The sequence below is a fragment of the Haloferax sp. AB510 genome, assembly GCF_024136985.1.
Classification (GTDB): domain Archaea; phylum Halobacteriota; class Halobacteria; order Halobacteriales; family Haloferacaceae; genus Haloferax.
In genome coordinates this window covers 22,244-38,986 of the sequence record NZ_JAMYJY010000015.1, presented here as the reverse complement: position 1 = coordinate 38,986, position 16,743 = coordinate 22,244, and the positions used below count along the sequence as shown (strand labels likewise).

At 68.6% G+C, this 16,743-nt stretch carries 14 protein-coding genes and 2 pseudogenes; 6 read left to right on the top strand and 10 right to left on the bottom strand.

The window, feature by feature from the left end; all coding sequences use genetic code 11:
• Positions 1-31: 31 nt before the first annotated feature.
• Together NKF06_RS04845 and NKF06_RS04840 are read right to left on the bottom strand one after the other, a co-directional pair.
• Positions 32-616, bottom strand: a complete 585-nt coding sequence (locus tag NKF06_RS04845; RefSeq protein ID WP_058826272.1) for a hypothetical protein — start codon at positions 614-616, stop codon at positions 32-34.
• Between the two features lie 60 nt (positions 617-676).
• Positions 677-1,723 carry an alanine--glyoxylate aminotransferase family protein gene (locus tag NKF06_RS04840; RefSeq protein ID WP_253244690.1) on the bottom strand — a complete coding sequence of 349 codons (1,047 nt, stop codon included), beginning with the start codon at positions 1,721-1,723 and terminating at the stop codon, positions 677-679.
• A gap of 201 nt (positions 1,724-1,924) precedes the next feature.
• On the opposite strand from NKF06_RS04840, the pseudogene NKF06_RS04835 reads away from it, so the two are divergent.
• From NKF06_RS04835 to NKF06_RS04825, 3 genes and pseudogenes are all read left to right on the top strand, one after another.
• A pseudogene (locus NKF06_RS04835) lies at positions 1,925-2,937 on the top strand (AIR synthase family protein).
• Between the two features lie 165 nt (positions 2,938-3,102).
• A complete protein-coding gene (locus NKF06_RS04830; protein WP_253244688.1) occupies positions 3,103-4,431 on the top strand; it encodes a cobyrinic acid a,c-diamide synthase in 1,329 nt (442 codons plus the stop codon).
• Between the two features lie 162 nt (positions 4,432-4,593).
• A pseudogene (locus NKF06_RS04825) lies at positions 4,594-5,314 on the top strand (cob(I)yrinic acid a,c-diamide adenosyltransferase).
• A 28-nt stretch (positions 5,315-5,342) separates the two neighbouring features.
• Here NKF06_RS04825 and NKF06_RS04820 read toward each other — a convergent pair.
• The 8 genes from NKF06_RS04820 to NKF06_RS04785 all read right to left on the bottom strand — a co-directional run bounded on the left by NKF06_RS04820 (position 5,343) and on the right by NKF06_RS04785 (position 13,806).
• The gene (locus tag NKF06_RS04820) at positions 5,343-6,431 is read right to left on the bottom strand and encodes a LeuA family protein (protein ID WP_253244687.1); all 1,089 of its coding nucleotides are present in this window, start codon (positions 6,429-6,431) and stop codon (positions 5,343-5,345) included.
• The gene (locus tag NKF06_RS04815) at positions 6,432-7,700 is read right to left on the bottom strand and encodes a CaiB/BaiF CoA-transferase family protein (protein WP_253244686.1); all 1,269 of its coding nucleotides are present in this window, start codon (positions 7,698-7,700) and stop codon (positions 6,432-6,434) included. It abuts the gene before it with no gap.
• Entirely contained in the window at positions 7,697-8,848 is a 1,152-nt protein-coding gene (locus NKF06_RS04810; RefSeq protein ID WP_058826265.1) for an ABC transporter ATP-binding protein, read from the bottom strand. Before NKF06_RS04810 ends, NKF06_RS04815 begins: the two co-directional genes overlap by 4 nt.
• Positions 8,848-9,714, bottom strand: a complete 867-nt coding sequence (locus tag NKF06_RS04805) for a carbohydrate ABC transporter permease (protein ID WP_253244685.1) — start codon at positions 9,712-9,714, stop codon at positions 8,848-8,850. The genes NKF06_RS04810 and NKF06_RS04805 overlap by 1 nt, the downstream gene beginning before the upstream one ends.
• Before the next feature lies 1 nt (position 9,715).
• Complete coding sequence (locus NKF06_RS04800) at positions 9,716-10,645, bottom strand: sugar ABC transporter permease (RefSeq protein ID WP_058826263.1); 930 nt, start codon at positions 10,643-10,645, stop codon at positions 9,716-9,718.
• On the bottom strand, positions 10,642-11,880 hold the full coding sequence (locus NKF06_RS04795; protein WP_253244697.1) for an extracellular solute-binding protein: 1,239 nt from the start codon (positions 11,878-11,880) through the stop codon (positions 10,642-10,644). Before NKF06_RS04795 ends, NKF06_RS04800 begins: the two co-directional genes overlap by 4 nt.
• 273 nt (positions 11,881-12,153) lie before the next feature.
• The gene (locus tag NKF06_RS04790) at positions 12,154-12,792 is read right to left on the bottom strand and encodes a helix-turn-helix domain-containing protein (protein WP_004967876.1); all 639 of its coding nucleotides are present in this window, start codon (positions 12,790-12,792) and stop codon (positions 12,154-12,156) included.
• Positions 12,793-12,933: 141 nt separating this feature from the next.
• Positions 12,934-13,806 (bottom strand): universal stress protein, encoded by an 873-nt coding sequence (locus NKF06_RS04785; protein WP_253244684.1) that lies wholly within the window; start codon positions 13,804-13,806, stop codon positions 12,934-12,936.
• A gap of 128 nt (positions 13,807-13,934) precedes the next feature.
• Here NKF06_RS04785 and NKF06_RS04780 point away from each other — a divergent pair, with 128 nt between their 5' ends.
• The 3 genes from NKF06_RS04780 to NKF06_RS04770 all read left to right on the top strand — a co-directional run bounded on the left by NKF06_RS04780 (position 13,935) and on the right by NKF06_RS04770 (position 16,726).
• Positions 13,935-14,606 carry a hypothetical protein gene (locus tag NKF06_RS04780; protein ID WP_253244683.1) on the top strand — a complete coding sequence of 224 codons (672 nt, stop codon included), beginning with the start codon at positions 13,935-13,937 and terminating at the stop codon, positions 14,604-14,606.
• Positions 14,607-14,740: 134 nt separating this feature from the next.
• On the top strand, positions 14,741-15,880 hold the full coding sequence (locus NKF06_RS04775) for a hypothetical protein (RefSeq protein WP_253244682.1): 1,140 nt from the start codon (positions 14,741-14,743) through the stop codon (positions 15,878-15,880).
• A gap of 69 nt (positions 15,881-15,949) precedes the next feature.
• On the top strand, positions 15,950-16,726 hold the full coding sequence (locus tag NKF06_RS04770) for a hypothetical protein (RefSeq protein WP_253244681.1): 777 nt from the start codon (positions 15,950-15,952) through the stop codon (positions 16,724-16,726).
• Positions 16,727-16,743: the final 17 nt, after the last annotated feature.

The following is a 16,743-nucleotide window of genomic DNA, read 5'->3' as shown; positions in this document are numbered from 1 at the left end:
CGGACCGCACGCTCCACGCGGACCGGCCAGTTCACACGTCCTCGGGAACGAGGTTCGTCAGTGCGCGGTCGCCGAACAGGACGACGAGCGCCGCGCCGACGAGGTTGAAGACGAGGTCGAGCGCGGTGTCGACCCGGCCGTAGGAGACGAGCACGGGGTCGATGCCGAGCGCGTCGGCCCCGCGGTGGATGGCGTACTCCGCGAGTTCCCAGAGCACGCCGGCGCAAACCACGGCCGCGAGGACGCGCGTCGAGGGGTCGCGGCCGCGACGGCGCGAGAGGACGTGGACGACCCCGCCGAGAATCGTCGCCGAGTGGGCGTGAGTGAGGTGGTCCCACCACCACACGTCGTCGTAGGGGCCGAGCATCCCGACCGAGTGAGTCAGCATCGCCGATTCGACGTAAAGACGCTGCCACGGGCGGAACTCGACGCCGACCAGTCGCTCGACGGCGTCGGGGAGGTACGTGCCCGCGAGCCCGAACGTGGCGTTCACCATCGCCGCGGGGTTGCGGCGGCGGAGCCCTGCCAGAAACACGACGACGATTGCGTATCTGATTCCGTCGTCCGGTTCCGGCCACGCCCTCGAATCGCTCGTCTCGGTCACGATTGTTCTCACGGAGACTGTCGTCGGCTTCGGGTAAAAGCGTTGACAGCCAGCAGCGACCGGTCCGCGTCCTCAGACGACGGACGAGAGCGCGTCCATCACGCGGTCGACCTTCTCCATGTCGGCGTTGTAACCCATGTGGCCGACCCGGAGGATGTCGTCGGCGAGGTCGGCGAGACCGGTCGCGAGGACGATGTCGTGTTCGGATTCGAGTTCCGCCTGGATACGTTTCGCCTCGCCGGGGAGGTGGAACGCCGTCACCGTCGGGGAACTGCGCTCAGCGTCGGGGTAGAGGTCGAGTCCAAGGTCAGTCCCGCGTTCGCGGCAGTGCGCGGCGGCCTCCTCGTGGCGCTCGTAGACCTCGTCGAGACCCGCTTCGAGGAGCATCGACAGCGACTCGTCGAGGGCGGCGACGTTCGCGCCGAGGTGGGTGTACGGGAAGCCCTCGCTCGTGTCGCGCCACGGCAGGAGGTTCGTGTAGAGTGAGTCGGGATCGCGCTCCTCGATGACCTCCCACGCGCGGTCGCTGACGGCGGCCGTCGTCAGCCCCGGCGGCGAGCTAAACGCCTTCTGGGACGCGCCGAGGTTGATGTCGATGTGTTCGCTCGGGACGGGCGTCCCGCCGAGCGATGAGACGGCGTCGACGATGGTCAGCACACCGTGGTCGGAGAGCAGTTCGAGCACCGGCTCGATGTCGTTGAGCGTGCCCGTCGGCGTCTCGCAGTGGACCATCGTGGCGACCTCGAACTCCCCATCGTCGAGCGCCGCTTCGACGCCAGCGAGGTCGAGCGGGTCGGTGTAGTCGGCGCCGACGACGGTCGGCTCACCGCCGTAACTCTCGACGAAGTCCGCGAAGCCGTCGCCGTAGAGTCCGTTCGAGACGCAGAGCACGCCGTCGCCGGGGGTGACCGTGGAGGCGATGGCGGCTTCGAGACCGAGGATACCCTCGCCGCCCATGACGACCACGTCGTCGTCGGTGTCGTAGACGCGCCCGAGTTTGTCGCAGACGCCGTCGTAGGTGTCGAAGAAGGACTGCTCGATGTCGGGGTTCGGCATCGGCTCGCTCAGCCGGTCGCGGACCCGCGGCGGAACGGCCGTGGGGCCGGGTGTCATCAGCATGGATTCCCGTTACGAACAGAGCGTCTTAGCAGTACGGCATCCGCGGTGGGTGTCCGCCCACGGCCTGCTCGTCGGGGGCGGCGGTCAGCGGACGTGGCCAGCAGTCGGCGGACGTAGCCGGCAGATGCGGCCGGCGGGCACGACCGTCCGGCTGGCAGCGGACGGGAAGGCACAAAAGCGCCCTCGCCGTCACCCACGTGTATGGGCAAACTCTCACCTGCGGACCTCGACCGCTACGTCTTCTCGCGGACGGGGCCCCCAACGACGACCTGCTCGTCGGGGCCGGCTACGGCGAGGACGCCGCCGCCGTCGCTACCGACGAGGGGACGATGGTCGTCAGCACCGACCCCATCTCGCTCGCCGCCGAACGCATCGGCACGCTCGGCGTCGCCATCGCCAGCAACGACGTGGCCGCCTGCGGGGGCGTCCCCGAGTGGCTCGTGAGCACCGTCCTCCTCCCCGAACCGGACGTGGACCTCCTCGACGACATCACCGACCAACTCGACGCGGAGGCGAGCAGACTCGGCATCAGCATTATCGGCGGCCACACCGAGACGGTCGCCGGCCTCTCGCGCCCGCTCCTCTCGCTTACCTGTATGGGACCGACCGACCGATACGTCCCGACGAGCGGCGCGGAACCCGGCGACGCGGTGATCCTCACCAAAGGGGCCGGTATCGAGGGCACCGCCGTCCTCGCCACCGACTTCCGCGCCGACCTCGATGCCGCCGGCGTCGACGCCGAGACGGTCGACCGCGCCGCGGGCTTCTTCGACGACATCAGCGTCCTCCCCGAGTCCGCGGTGCTCGCCGCCGCCGCAACCGCGATGCACGACCCGACCGAGGGCGGCGTCCTCAACGGACTGGTCGAACTCGCCTGTGCCTCCGGCGTCCGAATCGAGGTCGACGCCGACGACGTGCCCGTCCACCCCGAGACGCGGGCGCTCTGTGACGCGATGGGCGTCGACCCGATGCGGATTCTCGGCTCCGGGGCGCTCCTCGCGGCGGTCGCCGGCGACGAGGCCGACGAGGTTCTCGCCGCGCTCGACGACGAGGGAATCGAGGCGACGGTCGTCGGAACCGTCGAAGCGACTGGAGACGGCCCGGGTGCAAACGCGGCCGGAGACACCGACGTTGGTTCGGACGCGGGCGTCGTCTACGACGGGACGCACTACGCCGACGGCGTTGAAGACGACATGTACGACCTCTGGGACTGAGCCGAACGCGAGTCGCCGACCTACGCTGCCCCCGCCGACGCCGGCCGAACCCAATACAACTTTGACTACTGAAGATGCACTTGTAGACATGACTGCCGAACGCCCGTCTCGACTCGCGAGCGACCCGCCGGAAGCGCCGTCCACGACGCGGACCGCGGTGACCAGATGAGAGGCGTCGTCGTCGCCGGCACGGCCTCCGGCGTCGGGAAGACGGTCACGACGCTCGCGGTGTGCCGCGCGCTCGAACGCGAGGGGTACGCGGTCCAACCGGCCAAGGCCGGCCCCGACTTCATCGACCCCTCGCACCACGCCGCAGTCGTCGGGAAGCCGTCGCGGACGCTCGACCCGTGGCTCGAAGGCGAGGACGGCATGCGCCGGACCTACGCCCGTGGTGAGGGCGACATCTGCGTCGTCGAGGGCATGATGGGCCTCTACGACGGCGACACCTCGACGGCCCGCGTCGCCGCCCTCCTCGACCTCCCCGTCGTCCTCGTCGCGGACGCGAGAGCCGGGATGCAAAGCGTCGCGGCGACAGCCTACGGCTTCCGGACCTACGCGGACCGGATGGGCATCGACGCCGACGTGGCCGGCGTCATCGCCTCCCGCGCTCACGGCGGCCGCCACGCCGAGGGCATCCGCGATGCGCTCCCCGAGGAACTGCCGTACCTCGGTCGAATCCCGCCGAGCGACGACCTCGAAATCCCGGAGCGCCACCTCGGGCTCCACCTCGGCGACGAGGCCCCGCTATCCGACGAGGCGCTCGACGCCGCGGCCGAGGGCATTCGCGCCGACGCGCTCGCGGAAGTGGCGCGGGAACCGGAGTGGAACACCGAGGGGTTCGAAGCGGGCATTCGAGCCGAGCCAGTTCAACCCACGAGTTCGGACGGTCCGACGGTCGCCGTCGCCCGCGACGAGGCGTTCTGTTTCGTCTACCCCTCGACCCTCGACAGACTGGAATCGCTCGGCACCGTCTCGTACTTCTCGCCGGTCGCCGGCGACGACCTCCCCGACTGCGACGGCGTCTACCTCCCCGGCGGCTACCCCGAGCGGTTCGCCGCGGACCTCGCGTCGTCGCCGACGCTCCCGGCGCTTTCCGACCGCGCCGCCGACGGCCTCCCGGTGTTCGGCGAGTGCGGCGGCCTCATGGCGCTCACCGAGTCGCTGACGACGACTGACGGCGACACCCACGAGATGGCCGGTATCCTCCCCGCCGACGTGACGATGCGGGAGCGCTATCAGGCGCTCGACCACGTGGAACTCCGCGCGACCGACGGGACGCTGACCGCTGACGCGGGCGAGGCGCTCCGCGGCCACGAGTTCCACTACTCGTCGGCGGACCCGGCGACCGACGCCCGGTTCGCCTTCAACGTGGAGCGTGGGACCGGCATCAACGGCCGCGAGGGACTCACCGAGTACCGAACCCTCGGGACCTACGCGCACGTCCACCCCGAGAGCGGGGCGTTCGACCGCTTCGTCTCGCGGCTGACGGACTGACCGCGGCGAGAGCGCGGAGCGTGAGAGCGCGGGCGACGGGGCGGCGAACCTCTATATACCAAGCCGCGACAAGCACCGACCGACGACCGACCAACGCGGGGCGGACCGGACCGATTCGGTCCGCGCCGACCCGACTGCGACACCGACTTCGAACTCACTACGATGACCGACGAACCCGACGGAACCACCGAGACAGACGACGAGACCACCCCCGACTCGGTTCGGGCGAACACCCCTGGCCGCGGCGTCCGCCCCGAAGCGGCCGCCATCGAACCCGCCGCGCCCGACGACTTCGGCCTCGTACAGGTGTGGTGGGGCGACGGCAAGGGGAAGACCACGGCCGCGATGGGCATGGGCTTCCGTGCCGCCGGCCACGGCTATCGCGTCCACATGCTCCAGTTCCTGAAGGGTGGCGCGGACTCCGTCGAGGCCGTCCGCGGGGAGTACAACGCCATCGCGGCGATGCCCGGCTTCTCCTTCGAGAACCTCGGCCACTACGGCTGGGCCGGCATGGCCGACGGGAGCGACGACGCCGACCACGAGGCGCAGGTCGCCGCCGGCCTCGACCGGGCGCGCGAACTCATCGACGCCGCGGCCGACGCCGACCTCTCGAACCCCCTCGACCTCGACGGCCCCCCCCGAGGACGGCGTCCACTTCCTCATCATCGACGAGCTTCTCTACGCCGTCGCGATGGGGCTGCTCGACGAGGAAGACGTGCTCGACCTCGTGGAACGAAAGCCCGAGAACCTCGAACTCGTGTTGACCGGGAGCCACGAGAAGCCGACCTACCTCTCCGACGCCGCGGACCTCGTGACCAACGTCCGAAAGGAGAAACACCCCATCGACGCCGGCCAGCGCGCGAGAAAAGGAACGGAATACTGAACCGCGTTGATGCCGGCTCAGCGCCGACTCAGAGCCGTCGGGCGATGTCCAGCGCCTCGTCGGTCGGCACCGGCTCGTCGAGCGACCGGAGCGTCTCGACGAGCGCCGCGACCTTCGTTTCGTCGGGGTCGTCGCCGACCCGCTCCAAGAGCCGACGGGCCGCGCCGGTCCCGCTCTGCGGGCCGAAGTAGAGCGTCCGCGACCCGCCGAAGACGGCCGGGTCGAACGGCTCGAACGTCGCCGGGTCGTCGAGCATCGCCGCCGTGTGGAGCCCGGACTCGTGAGAGAACACGTCCGCGCCGAGCACCGATTTCTCCGCCGGCACCGACTCGCCGAGCGCCGTCAGCACGTCGTTCGCCCGGGGGATGAGCGTCGAGGGGTCGAGCGCGGGGCGGTTCACGGCGCGGCTCGTCTCGGCCGCGACGACGAACTCCTCGACGGGGACGTTGCCGGCGCGCTCGCCGATACCGCCGACCGACACGTCAACTTTCTGCACGTCGTGAGCGACCGCGGTGAGCGCGTTGGCCGTGGCGACGCCGAGGTCGTCGTGGAAGTGGACCCCGAGGCGGGTCGGGTCGGCGTCGAGGTCGTGGAGGAACGACGACACCTCGAACGGCGTCTTCGAGCCCACGGTGTCCGCGATAGTGAGGTACGTCGCGTCTATCGAGTCGAACAGGTCGTCGAGGAACGTGGGGTCGGTCCGGAAGCCGTCCATCGCGGTGAAGTGGACCTCAAGCCCGGTCTCGATCGCGGCATCGACCGTCTCGCAGACGAGCGAGCGCAGTTCGTCCTCGTCTTTCCCGAGCAGTTCGGTCCGCTGTCGCTCGCTGGTCGGCGCGAACACGTCGATGACGTCGACGCCGGCGTCGACCGCGGCCTCGACGTCCTTCGGGACGGCGCGGGCGATGCCCGTCAACTTCGTCTCCACGTCTACGGCGTCGCATACGTCGCCGGTCTGTGCGCCCGCGATGGGGAAGCCGACCTGCACGTAGTCGACGCCGAGGTCGTCGAGGGCGCGCACCGCCGCGACTTTCTGTCCCGTCGTGTAGGACGTGCCGGGTCGCTGTTCGCCCTCGCGGCAGGTCACGTCGAGGAGGACTGGCTCCGCGGCCGCCATTCAGACCCCTCCCGCGCGCCGGAGCGCGTCGATGGCCGCGTCGTCGTAGCCGAGCGACGAGAGAATCGCCTCGGTGTGCTCGCCGAGCTTCGGCGGGTCGGTCGATTCGGGGCGGTCGAAGCCGCTGGCGACGACGGGAAACCGCGGGACGCTGACCGACCGCGACGTTCCCTCAGCGGTCTCGACCTCGGTGAAGAAGTCGGTCGCCCGCAGGTGGGGGTCGGCGGCGACCTCGTCCATCGAGTTCACCTTGGCGACGGGGACGCCGACCTCGCGCAGACCGGCGACGAGGTCGTCCGCCGGGTAGGTCTCGCATTCGGCGCGGAGCAGGTCCATGAGCTTGTCGAGGTTCTCCCGGCGGCCCGGGAGCGTGTCGAACCGGCCGTCCTCGTGGAGGTCGAGGCCGAGTGCCTCGCAGAGCGCGGTCCACTGGCGCTCGCCCGAGGGGCCGATGAACACCCACTCGTCGTCGGCTGTCTCGAACACGTCGTAGGGTGCCCAGTTGGGGTGCGACGCGCCCATCGGACCCGGCACATCGTCGTAGGCCTCGGTGTACGCGAGCCAGTAGCCCATCATCGAGACGGTGGACTCGAACAGCGGCGCGGTCACCTTCGATCCCTCGCCGGTCCGGTCGCGGCGGTAGAGCGCCCCGAGGACCGCTATCGCGCCGTAGAACGACGCCGCCATGTCGGCGATGCTCGTGCCCGACCGGACCGGGGGCATCCCCTCGTGGCCGGTGACGCTCATCAGCCCGGACAGCGCCTCGGCGATGGGGTCGAGCGCGGGGTACGACTCGTAGGGGCCGGGGTTGAACCCCTTGATGGAGCAGTAGACGAGGCCCGGATGCGTCTCTCGCAACTGCTCGTAGCCGATGCCGAGTCGTTCGGCGGTCCCCGGCGCGTAGTTCTCGACGACCACGTCGGTCTCGTCGAGCAGGTCGAAGAACGCGTCGAGCGCCGCGTCGGACTTGAGGTCGAGCGTGATGCTCCGCTTGTCCCGGTTGACGTAGTTGAACGAGCTGTTTCCGACCGGCGACGACCCGCGGATGAGATCGCCGCCCTTCGGGTGTTCGACCTTGATGACGTCCGCGCCGAGGTCGGCGAGGAGCATCGAACAAAACGGCCCGGCGATGATGTGGCCGAGTTCGAGGACGCGAACGCCGTCGAGCGGGAGCCCGGATGTCGCCGACGCGGTCGCAGAGTCGGTCGCGTCCGCGGTAGTCTCGGCACTTTCGGCGCTCTTGGCGCGCTCGGCGCTGTCGCCGCTCATGGAGTGACGCCCCCGGTCCCCGCGGGCGACGACGAGCGCTCGCCGGCGCGCTCAGAGCCGAAGAGTATCGTCTCGCCGTCCTCACCGAAGACGAAGGCGTCGGCGAGGTCGAACGACACGTCGAGACGGTCGCCCGCGACCGCGTCGTCGACGGCGTCGCTCACCACGTCGAAGGGGGTGCCGTCTTCGAGGCGGCCGTGGACCACGGACTCGGTTCCGAGGGTTTCGACGACCTCCACGTCGACAGAGAGCCGACACGCCCCGGCGGAGCCCACGTCGAGATACTGCGGCCTGATGCCGAGTCTGACGCGACCGGCGGGCGAGACGTCGACGCCGGCAGGGAGCGAAAGCTCGAACCCGGGGCCGACGAGTGCGGTCCCGCCGTCTCGCTCCTCGACCGCGCAGTCGACGACGTTGGTCGAGGGCATGCCGATGAACTGCGCGACGTACTCCGAGTTCGGGTAGTCGAACAGCTGTTTCGGCGGGTCGACCTGCGCGAGTTCGCCGTCGCGCAGGAGGACCACCTGGTCGCTCATCGTCATCGCCTCGGTCTGGTCGTGGGTGACGTAGACGACGGTGGTGTCGAGCTCCTGGTGGAGCCGCTGAATCTCGACGCGGAGGTCGGATTTGAGCTTCGCGTCGAGGTCGGACATCGGCTCGTCCAGAAGCAGCACGTCGGGGTCCTGCACGAACGCGCCGCCGAGGGCGACGCGCTGTTGTTGGCCGCCGGAGAGTTCGGCGGGCATCTTCTCCAACTGCGCCTCGATTTGGAGGACTTCGGCGGCCTCGTCGATGCGCTCGTCGCGTTCGGCCTTCGGAACGCCGTGAATCTTCAGGCCGTAGCCGATGTTCTCGCGGACGGACATGTGCGGGTAGAGCGCGATGGACTGGAACACCATCGAGACGTTGCGCTCCTGCGGCGGGAGGTCGGTCACGTCCTCGTCGCCGAACGAGACGGTGCCCGAGGTGGGCGTCTCCAATCCGGCCAACATGCGCAGGGTCGTCGTCTTCCCGCAGCCCGAGGGGCCGACGAAGGTCGTAAACGAGCCTTCGGGGATATCGAGGCTGAGGTCGTCGACGGCGACGTGCGTGTTTCCGAGGGTGCGAAACTCCTTTCTGACGGTGTCGAGGTGGATGCTGGTTGCCATTATTCGAGGCCTCCAACGCTGAAGCCCTGGAGGAGGTATCGTTGCAGGAACAGTGCGATGAGGAACGGCGGAATCGAGATGAGAAGCGAGACGGCCATCGTCTCGCCCCAGCCGATGCTGACGCGGTCCAAGAACAGCGACGCGCCGACGGTGATGGTGTACATCTCGTCGCGGCTCATCACGACGCGCGCCATGGTGAAGTCGTTCCACGCGACGGCGAACGCGAAGATGGCCGCGGAGATGTAGCCGGGTCGGGCCACCGGCAGGACCACGTCTCTGACGGTGCGCCAGCGGCTCGCGCCGCGGACCCACGCGGACTCTTCGAGCGCGATGGGGACGGTCTGGAAGTACTGCCACATCAGCCAGATGCAGAACGGCGCGGAGATGGCCGTCAGCGCGAGGGTGAGCGCGAAGTGGCTGTTGAGGAGGCCGAGCGTCGAGAAGACGACGTACAGCGGGATAGCGAGGACGATGGGACTGAACATGTACGAGAACAGCACCGCCCGCGCCGCCAGCGACTTCCCGGTGAAGTCGAAGCGCGTCAGGCCGTAGCCCGCCGCGACCGCGATAGTCGTCGAGAGGACGGTCGACCCGAGGGTGACCACGAGGCTGTTGACGAAGTACCGGACCGTGTCGGTCGACCCGAGGAGCACGAGGAAGTTCCGGAGCGACGGCTCGGTGGGCAGCAGGTTCACCCGCCCGCCGGCGAACGTCGTCGCCGGCGACTGGATGGCGATGACCACCATCACGTACACTGGGATGATGGTGAACACCGAGATGAGAAGCGCCGTCAGGTAGACGGCGATTCGCTGGAGGCGTTTCTGGGTGTCGTGGGAGACGAGGCCGCGGCCGGTCGACGTCGCCATCTCACGCCACCTCCTTTTCGGGGGCGAACGCCCGGAAGTAGACCACCGCGACGCCGGCGAGGAGGAAGAACATGACGCCGGCGAGCGCCGTCGCCATGCCGAAGTTCACCTCGCTGAACGCGAGTTGGTAGACGCGAATCGGGAGCGTCGTCGTCTGCTGGAGCGGGCCGCCCCGCGTCGAGAGGTAGATGATGTCGAACTTGTTGAACATCCAGATGCCCCTGACGAGGAGGATGATGAGAATCGCGCCACGGAGGTGCGGGAAGGTGATGTCGCGGAACGCCTGCCACGTCGTCGCGCCCTCGACCCGCGCCCGCTCGTAGAGGTCGGGGTCGATGGCCTGCAGGCGCGCGAGCAGGATGAAGAAGGCGAAACTGGCGAACTTCCAGACGCTCGTGACGACGACCGCCGGCATAGCAAACTCCAGGGTCGAGAAGAACGCGATCGGCTTGTCGATGAGCCCGGCGTCGACGAGGAACTGGTTCAGAATCCCGATGTTGGGATCGAGGATGAACTTCCACATGAAGATGACAACGAGCGTCGGCAGGAGGTACGGGAAGATCATCAGCGTCCGCAGGGCGTCGCCGCCGCGGATGCGCTGGTTGATGACGAGCGCGAGCCCCAGCCCGATGATGAGGCTCAGCCCCGTGGTCGCCACCGCGTAGACGACGCTGTTCCAGAGAAAGCCCCAGAACGCGCCGTTTCCGAGGAGTTCGGCGTAGTTGCCAAGGCCGACGAACTCGGGGTTCCGCACCGGCGACGCGAACAGGCTCATTCCGAGCGCGTAGACGATGGGGATGACCCAGACCACAACGAAGAACGCGAGCATCGGAACGAAACACGCCGCCAACAGGAGCGTCGTACCGTCCACGTCGCGCTCTCGGAGGGCCGACCCGGCGGCCGCCAACCGCGATTTGAGGGCCGTACTCATTGCAACCCGCGGAGTTGCTCGGCCAGCCAGTCGACCGTCTCGTCGGGCGTGAGCCCGCCGACGAGAAGCTGGTCAGCCGCCTGTCCGAAGAGCTGTTCGCTGTAGGCGTCGGCCGCGACGATGTTCGGCGCGCCGTCGTCGCCGGTGGCGAGGACGCTCGTAAAGGCGTCCCAGTTGTCGCGGACGAGATTCATCACGTCGGGGTGCTGTTGGATGACCTCGTTTTCGGTCACCTCGGGCGCGTCGAGTTGCTCCCGCGTCGGCGGGAACTGGAACAGCGGCGCGGAGAGCACGAAGTCGAAGAAGCGCGACGAACTCGTGAAGAAGTCCACGAACGCCTGTGCGCCCTCGGTGTTCTGGCCGTCGTTGCGGACGAGGTGGCCCTCCATGTACGACCACCACTTGTCCTGTGCGGCCCCGCTCGGCACGGGGAACGGCATCGGACTGAGGTTCTCGACGAGGTCGGGGCGGTTGGCCTGAATCGTAAGGATGGGGAGGCCGCCGACGCTGGCGATGGCCGCGGCGTTCTCCTGTTGGAGCGCGCCGATGGCGTCGCCCCACGCCCACCCAGAGCCGTTCGGCGAGTACTCGGCCATCGACTGGACCCACTCGAACGTCTCGACGGCCGCCTGTCGGTTGTCGTCGTTGTCGAGTCTGACCTCGATGCCGTCGGAGGGACCGCCGTAAATCTCCACGTCGTTCTGCCAGAGGTACTGCGTCATCTGGGTGTCGGCGTTGTTCGTCTGGCCCGACTGGATGACGTAGCCCTCCATCGACTCGTTGGCCGACACCTCGCCGGCCGCCTCGACCCACTCGCTCCACGACGCGGGCATCTCCGAGTACACGTCGTTTCGGTACCATCCCATGAGCGGTTCGACCATCGCGGCCGCGAAGTACGACTCACCGCCGACGTTGACCGGGTCGGGCAGGCCGTTATCTTGGACGGCCCCCGTGACCGGCGCGAGGACGCCGTCGCGCTGGAGCCGATACGCGTCCGTCGAGGTGTCGAAAAGCAGGTCCGGCGGGTTGCCCGCGGCGACCATCTTCTGCATCTCGGCGTCCGAAGATGTCCCCTTCGCCGTGTAAATCATCTCGACCGTGTGGTCGGTCTCCTCCTCGAACTCGGCGATAATCTCGTCCATCACGTCCTTCGAGTCGCCGCGGTCCGAGAGGTATCGAATCGGCTCGTTGGAGCCGCCGCCACCACCGCCACCCAGACAGCCCGCCGTCGTCACCGCCGCGGCGCTCCCGACCGCCGCGAGGAACGTCCGGCGCGACGACCCGCGCGTTTGCCGCCCGTCTCCACCACGAGAGTGATTCCCATCTATCATGGTAATTGCAAACAATACGTACACCGGTAGAGGCCACGTCAGTAGTGCCTACCCCTGTTGGCTCTTTATATTGGTTCCCGCGAAAATGGTGACGTGTTTCAGGTGTCTTAGGCGCTTAAAACCCGACCCGCGGCGTGCGCGGAGAGCCGACGCGGTCGGTATCGGAGTCAGTCGAGATCAGGTGCTATCGGGGTTCGCCGGCGTCGTCGCGTCGGCGAGCGCGTCGCTGAGGAGTTTCTTTTCGGCCCGGCGGAGGTGTTCCAACACGGTCGGTCTGCTCACCTCGAACGCCGCCGCGATTTCCTCGACCGTGACGCCCCGCGGCCAGTCGTAGTAGCCGCGTTCGAGCGCGTAGCCGACGACCTCGGCCTGCCGCTTCGAGAGCCGCGTGGAGGGGCCGACGAAGGGTTTCAGCCGCCGGAGTTCGACGGTGCCGAGCGACCGGAGCCCCGAGATGATGGCCTTGAGGTCGGCCCGCCGAAACACGACCACGTCGAAGACGCGCGAGCGCCCGTAGAACTGGCTCATCCGCTGGAGCATCCCGTGGTTCTCGCGGATGACGGGGAGCGCGCCGGAGGACCGCTTGGTGATGAGCAGTTGGTCGTCGCCGACGAGTTCGAGGTCGCGGACCACCTCGCTGGCGGCGAGCCGGTCGGCCATCTCGTCGCGGTGTTCTCCGGCGTCGACGACGAAGCGGATGTCCGTCTCGCCGAGCACCTCGCAGTTCGTCACGACGACCGGCCCGTCGACGAGGTCACTCACGTGCGACAGCACGTAGTCTTCGTTCAGTTCGAGGAGGATGGTCGCGCGGAGCATCGCTATCGAGACCTCCGGCTGTCGGGGCTGGACGGGCGTCCGAGACGGTCCTGTTCGACCACGGCTACTGCGCCGATACGTCGCCCGTGGGTAATAGCTGTATCCCGAGACGGACGACCCGCCGCCCGCGACCCGCTCGGGTTACTCCTCGCCGGGCGACACCGTGATGACGGGGACGGGTACGCTCCGAACCGTCTGCTCGGCGACGCTCCCGAGGAGGATTCGGTCCACGCCGCTTCTACCGGTGGTCCCCATCACGACGGCGTGGATGTCGTTACCTTCGACGTACTCCCGAATCGATTCGCTCGGCGAGCCGTGTTCGATGGTCTCGGCGAGCTTCGTGACGCCGCGTTCGTTCGCCTCCTCGACGACCTTCGAAATCGCCTCGTTCGCGCCGCGCTCGCTCTCTTCGCCGGAGAGCATCGACCGAACGTCGAAGCCGAGCGCGGAGTCGTCCACGACCGACAACACGTGAACCGTCGCGTCGAGTTCGGCTGCGAGTGCGAGGCCGTGGCTCGTCGCTCGGTTCGCGGAGCGGCTTCCGTCGGTCGGGATGAGGATGCGCTCGTAGGGGAACGTCAGCTCCTCGTCGGGCTTCATGCGGGCGGTGAGTACCGGCCGGTCCGACAGGCGGACGACCTTCTCCGTGACGCTCCCGCGGAGCTGTCGGGAGATGCCTTTGCGCCCGCGGGTCGGCATCACGACGAGGTCGTAGTCGTACTCGTCGGCGTACTCGACGATGGTGGGGGCAGGGTTGCCCTGCACCACGTCCGTCGAGTAATCGACGCCGAGGTTCTGGAGCGTCTCCGCCGCCTCCTCGACGACGCTCTCGCCCTCGCGTTCGAGCGCGTCGACCACGTCGTTCCCGACCACGGTGACGCTGTCGCGGGTCGTGTCGGCGACGAAGAGCAGTCGTATCTCCGCGTCGTCCCAGTGGGCGAGTTCGCTGGCGTGGTGGAGAACCGCGCTCGACGACGTGCTCTCGTCGACGGGCAGGAGGATGCGCTCGTACATGGCTTGTCATACACCCGGTCGCCGGTAAGTCCTTTCGCCGGACGGCGACCGCGGACTCCCCCATCGCCGGCACCGCTAGCTCCAACCGCACCACACAGTTATCACTCGATAGTCACAATCGAACGGTCATGGCACCGACAGACGAGTCCCCCCGCGGCAGCACGCGGACGCGACGCCACCGCCGACAGAGCGGAGACGACGACGAAACCGGCGTCGACGCGTGGCTCGACGCGACGGTTTACTTCGGGCTCGGACAGCACCTCCTCCTCGCGCTGCCGATGCTCTGGGTCGCCTTCATGACCGTCTCGACGCCCGTGGCGGTCACGACCGCGGCCGTCGTCTCGCTGGCGGTCGCCTGCCTCGCCATCGGCGCGCTCCGCATGGATGCCGTCTCCGTCGGCGCGCCGTGGCACCGCATCGAGGACAACGAAATCGGTCTCGGTCCCGACGCGGGGTACGGCTTTCTCCTCCGCCGAGCGGCCTATCTGAACGCGACGCTCGGCCTCGGGACGTTCCTCGGCGCGCGCGCCGACATCGCCGGAGCGGGGCTCTTCGGCTCGGTCGTCGTCGCCGGCGGCGTCGCGCTCTGTGCGATGCTCGCGCTTCCCCGACTGCGCGCCGCGCCAGCCCCCACGTCGGCCGCGGTAGCCGGGGTCTACTACACCGTTTCGCTCCTCGTCGTCACCACGTTCCCCGGGATGGTCGACCTGTTCTCCCTGTCGCCGTCGGTCGCGCTCTGCGTGCTCGCGGTCGCGGTCGCCGCCGCGTTCGACGTGGCGACCGACCGGGACGGGCGCTGACTCGGCCGACTTCGACCGACTTCGACCGACCGCCCGCCGTCTTCCTCGGTCATCAAGTTTTCAACCCTCGCGCACCGACTCGTCGGGCATGACACCGATTCCGCGAACGGGACGCCCTCCCGAGGTGCCGCGGCGTGACTGACGCCGCGCTCGCCGACGACCCCGTAGCGGCGCTCCGCACGGCGGCCGACATCCTCCGCGGCCGACGCGAGGCGGTCGACGAAATCGGCCGCGAGGAGCTTCGGACGCTCGCCTCGGCCGTCGGCGACGTGTCGGGGATTCTCGACCGCTACGAGGAGCAGGCGACCGACGACCTCGAAGGGTACGTCGCGTTCCGCGAGGCGCTGTCGAACCGACTTGAGGAGGTCCCCGCGGACGTGCGCCACAGCGACGCCTTCATCGACGCAAACGACTCGCTCACGACCGGCATCACGTCGTCGCTGTCGGCGTCGGACTTCGAGCAGGCCAGACGCGAGTTGGCCCCCGCCCGCGAGGAGGCGGCGCTTCTCGACGAACTGGACGAGGCGAAAGACGACTACCGGAACGCCCACCGCCGAGTGCAGGAGCGTGCAGACGAACTCGACGCGCGAATCGAACGCCTCGAACGCGTAGAGCGGCTCGGCGAGGTCGACATCGACGCGCCGGTGGACGAGCTCCGCGATCCCATCGAACGGTACGACGACGCCGTGACCGAGGCGTTCGACCGGTTCCGCGCCGAGTCGCCCGCCCGCGAGGTGCTCGCGTGGCTGGCAGCCGCGGAGTCTTATCCGCTCGTCGAGACGCCCAGTCCTCCCGAGCGACTCCGCGAGTACCTCGAAACCGCCGCCATCGGCGACGAGCCGATTCCCACACTCGTCGAGTACGCCGGCTACTCGCGGTCGAAACTCGACCACTACGTGGACGACCCCAAGCGGTTCTCCGCGGCCGTCGGGACGAACAAGCGGTTTCTGGAGACGCTCGACGCCGACCCGCTGACCGTGTCGTGGCCGCCGGAGCCCGCCTCGGAACTCCGCTGGCGGACGAAGGAACTCGTCGCCGTGGTGAGTCGGTTCGCCGGCGACGAGGCGGTCGCGCGGGCCCGCGAGGTCCACGAACTGACGTACGACGAGTCGTACGACCACCTCCGCACCGCTGCGGTCGCCCGTGCGGAACTCACGGAAGACCAGCGCGACCGCCTCCGGCGGGGCGTCGTTGCCGACGAGTTGGCCTCGGCCCGCGAGGAGCGCGAGCGGGTTCGAGACTGCCTCGACGCTCACCCGCGGCTGGACGAGTAGGCGACTGCGGACGCGTGGACGCCTGACAGCGGCAGAAGACACTTACCGCGCTCGGCGGAACAGCCGACGATGCGTCTCCGGAAACTCGCCCTCCTCCTCGCGGTGGTTGGTCTCGTCTGTCTCCCCGCGCCGGTGTACCTGCCCGCGCTCGCGGAGGCGACGTCGCCACCGCCGCAAACCTCGCAGTCGTACCGAGCCGAGACCGTATCGCTCGCGAACCAATCGGACGTCGAGACTATCGTGAGTCGCCACGGGCGGACGGTCTCGATTTCGGTGCACCAAGTCAGCCACCGATACTCGGCCGGCGAGTACCGCGCGCCGAACGAGACCCGCGAGACGCTGGGGGCGGCGATGCGGAACGGCACCGCCCGAACCGCGGCGGCGGGCGCGAAAGCCGACCTCCGCGCGATAGCGCGGAACAACACGTACGTCCACGACGCCTACGGCGAGCGCGAACAGTACTACCGGCTCGGCGTGGAAGAAAACGGCTCGCTCGTCACCGCCCGAAACGCCACGCTCCAGCGCGTCGCCAACACCACCGTCGAGCGAGGCGCGTATCGCTACGAGAACCTCTCGCCAGAGTCGAGGGAGACGGTCGATAGAATCCTCCGGAACTCCTCGGATGAGGACTTCGGCTACCGACCGCGGGTGAACGACGCCTTCGTGGACCGCCTCCCCGCACTCGTGGAAAAAGAGGGCACGCTCCACAGCATCACCGTCTACGGGCACGTCGACGACTTCGGCTTCGGGGCCGCGCTCGTCGTCGGCCTCGGGGTCGCCGGAGTCGGCGCAGTCCTGATTCTCGTCGGCGGCGTGATGTACGCCGTCGCATGGTGGCGCGAATAGCGGGAGAAGAACCGCAA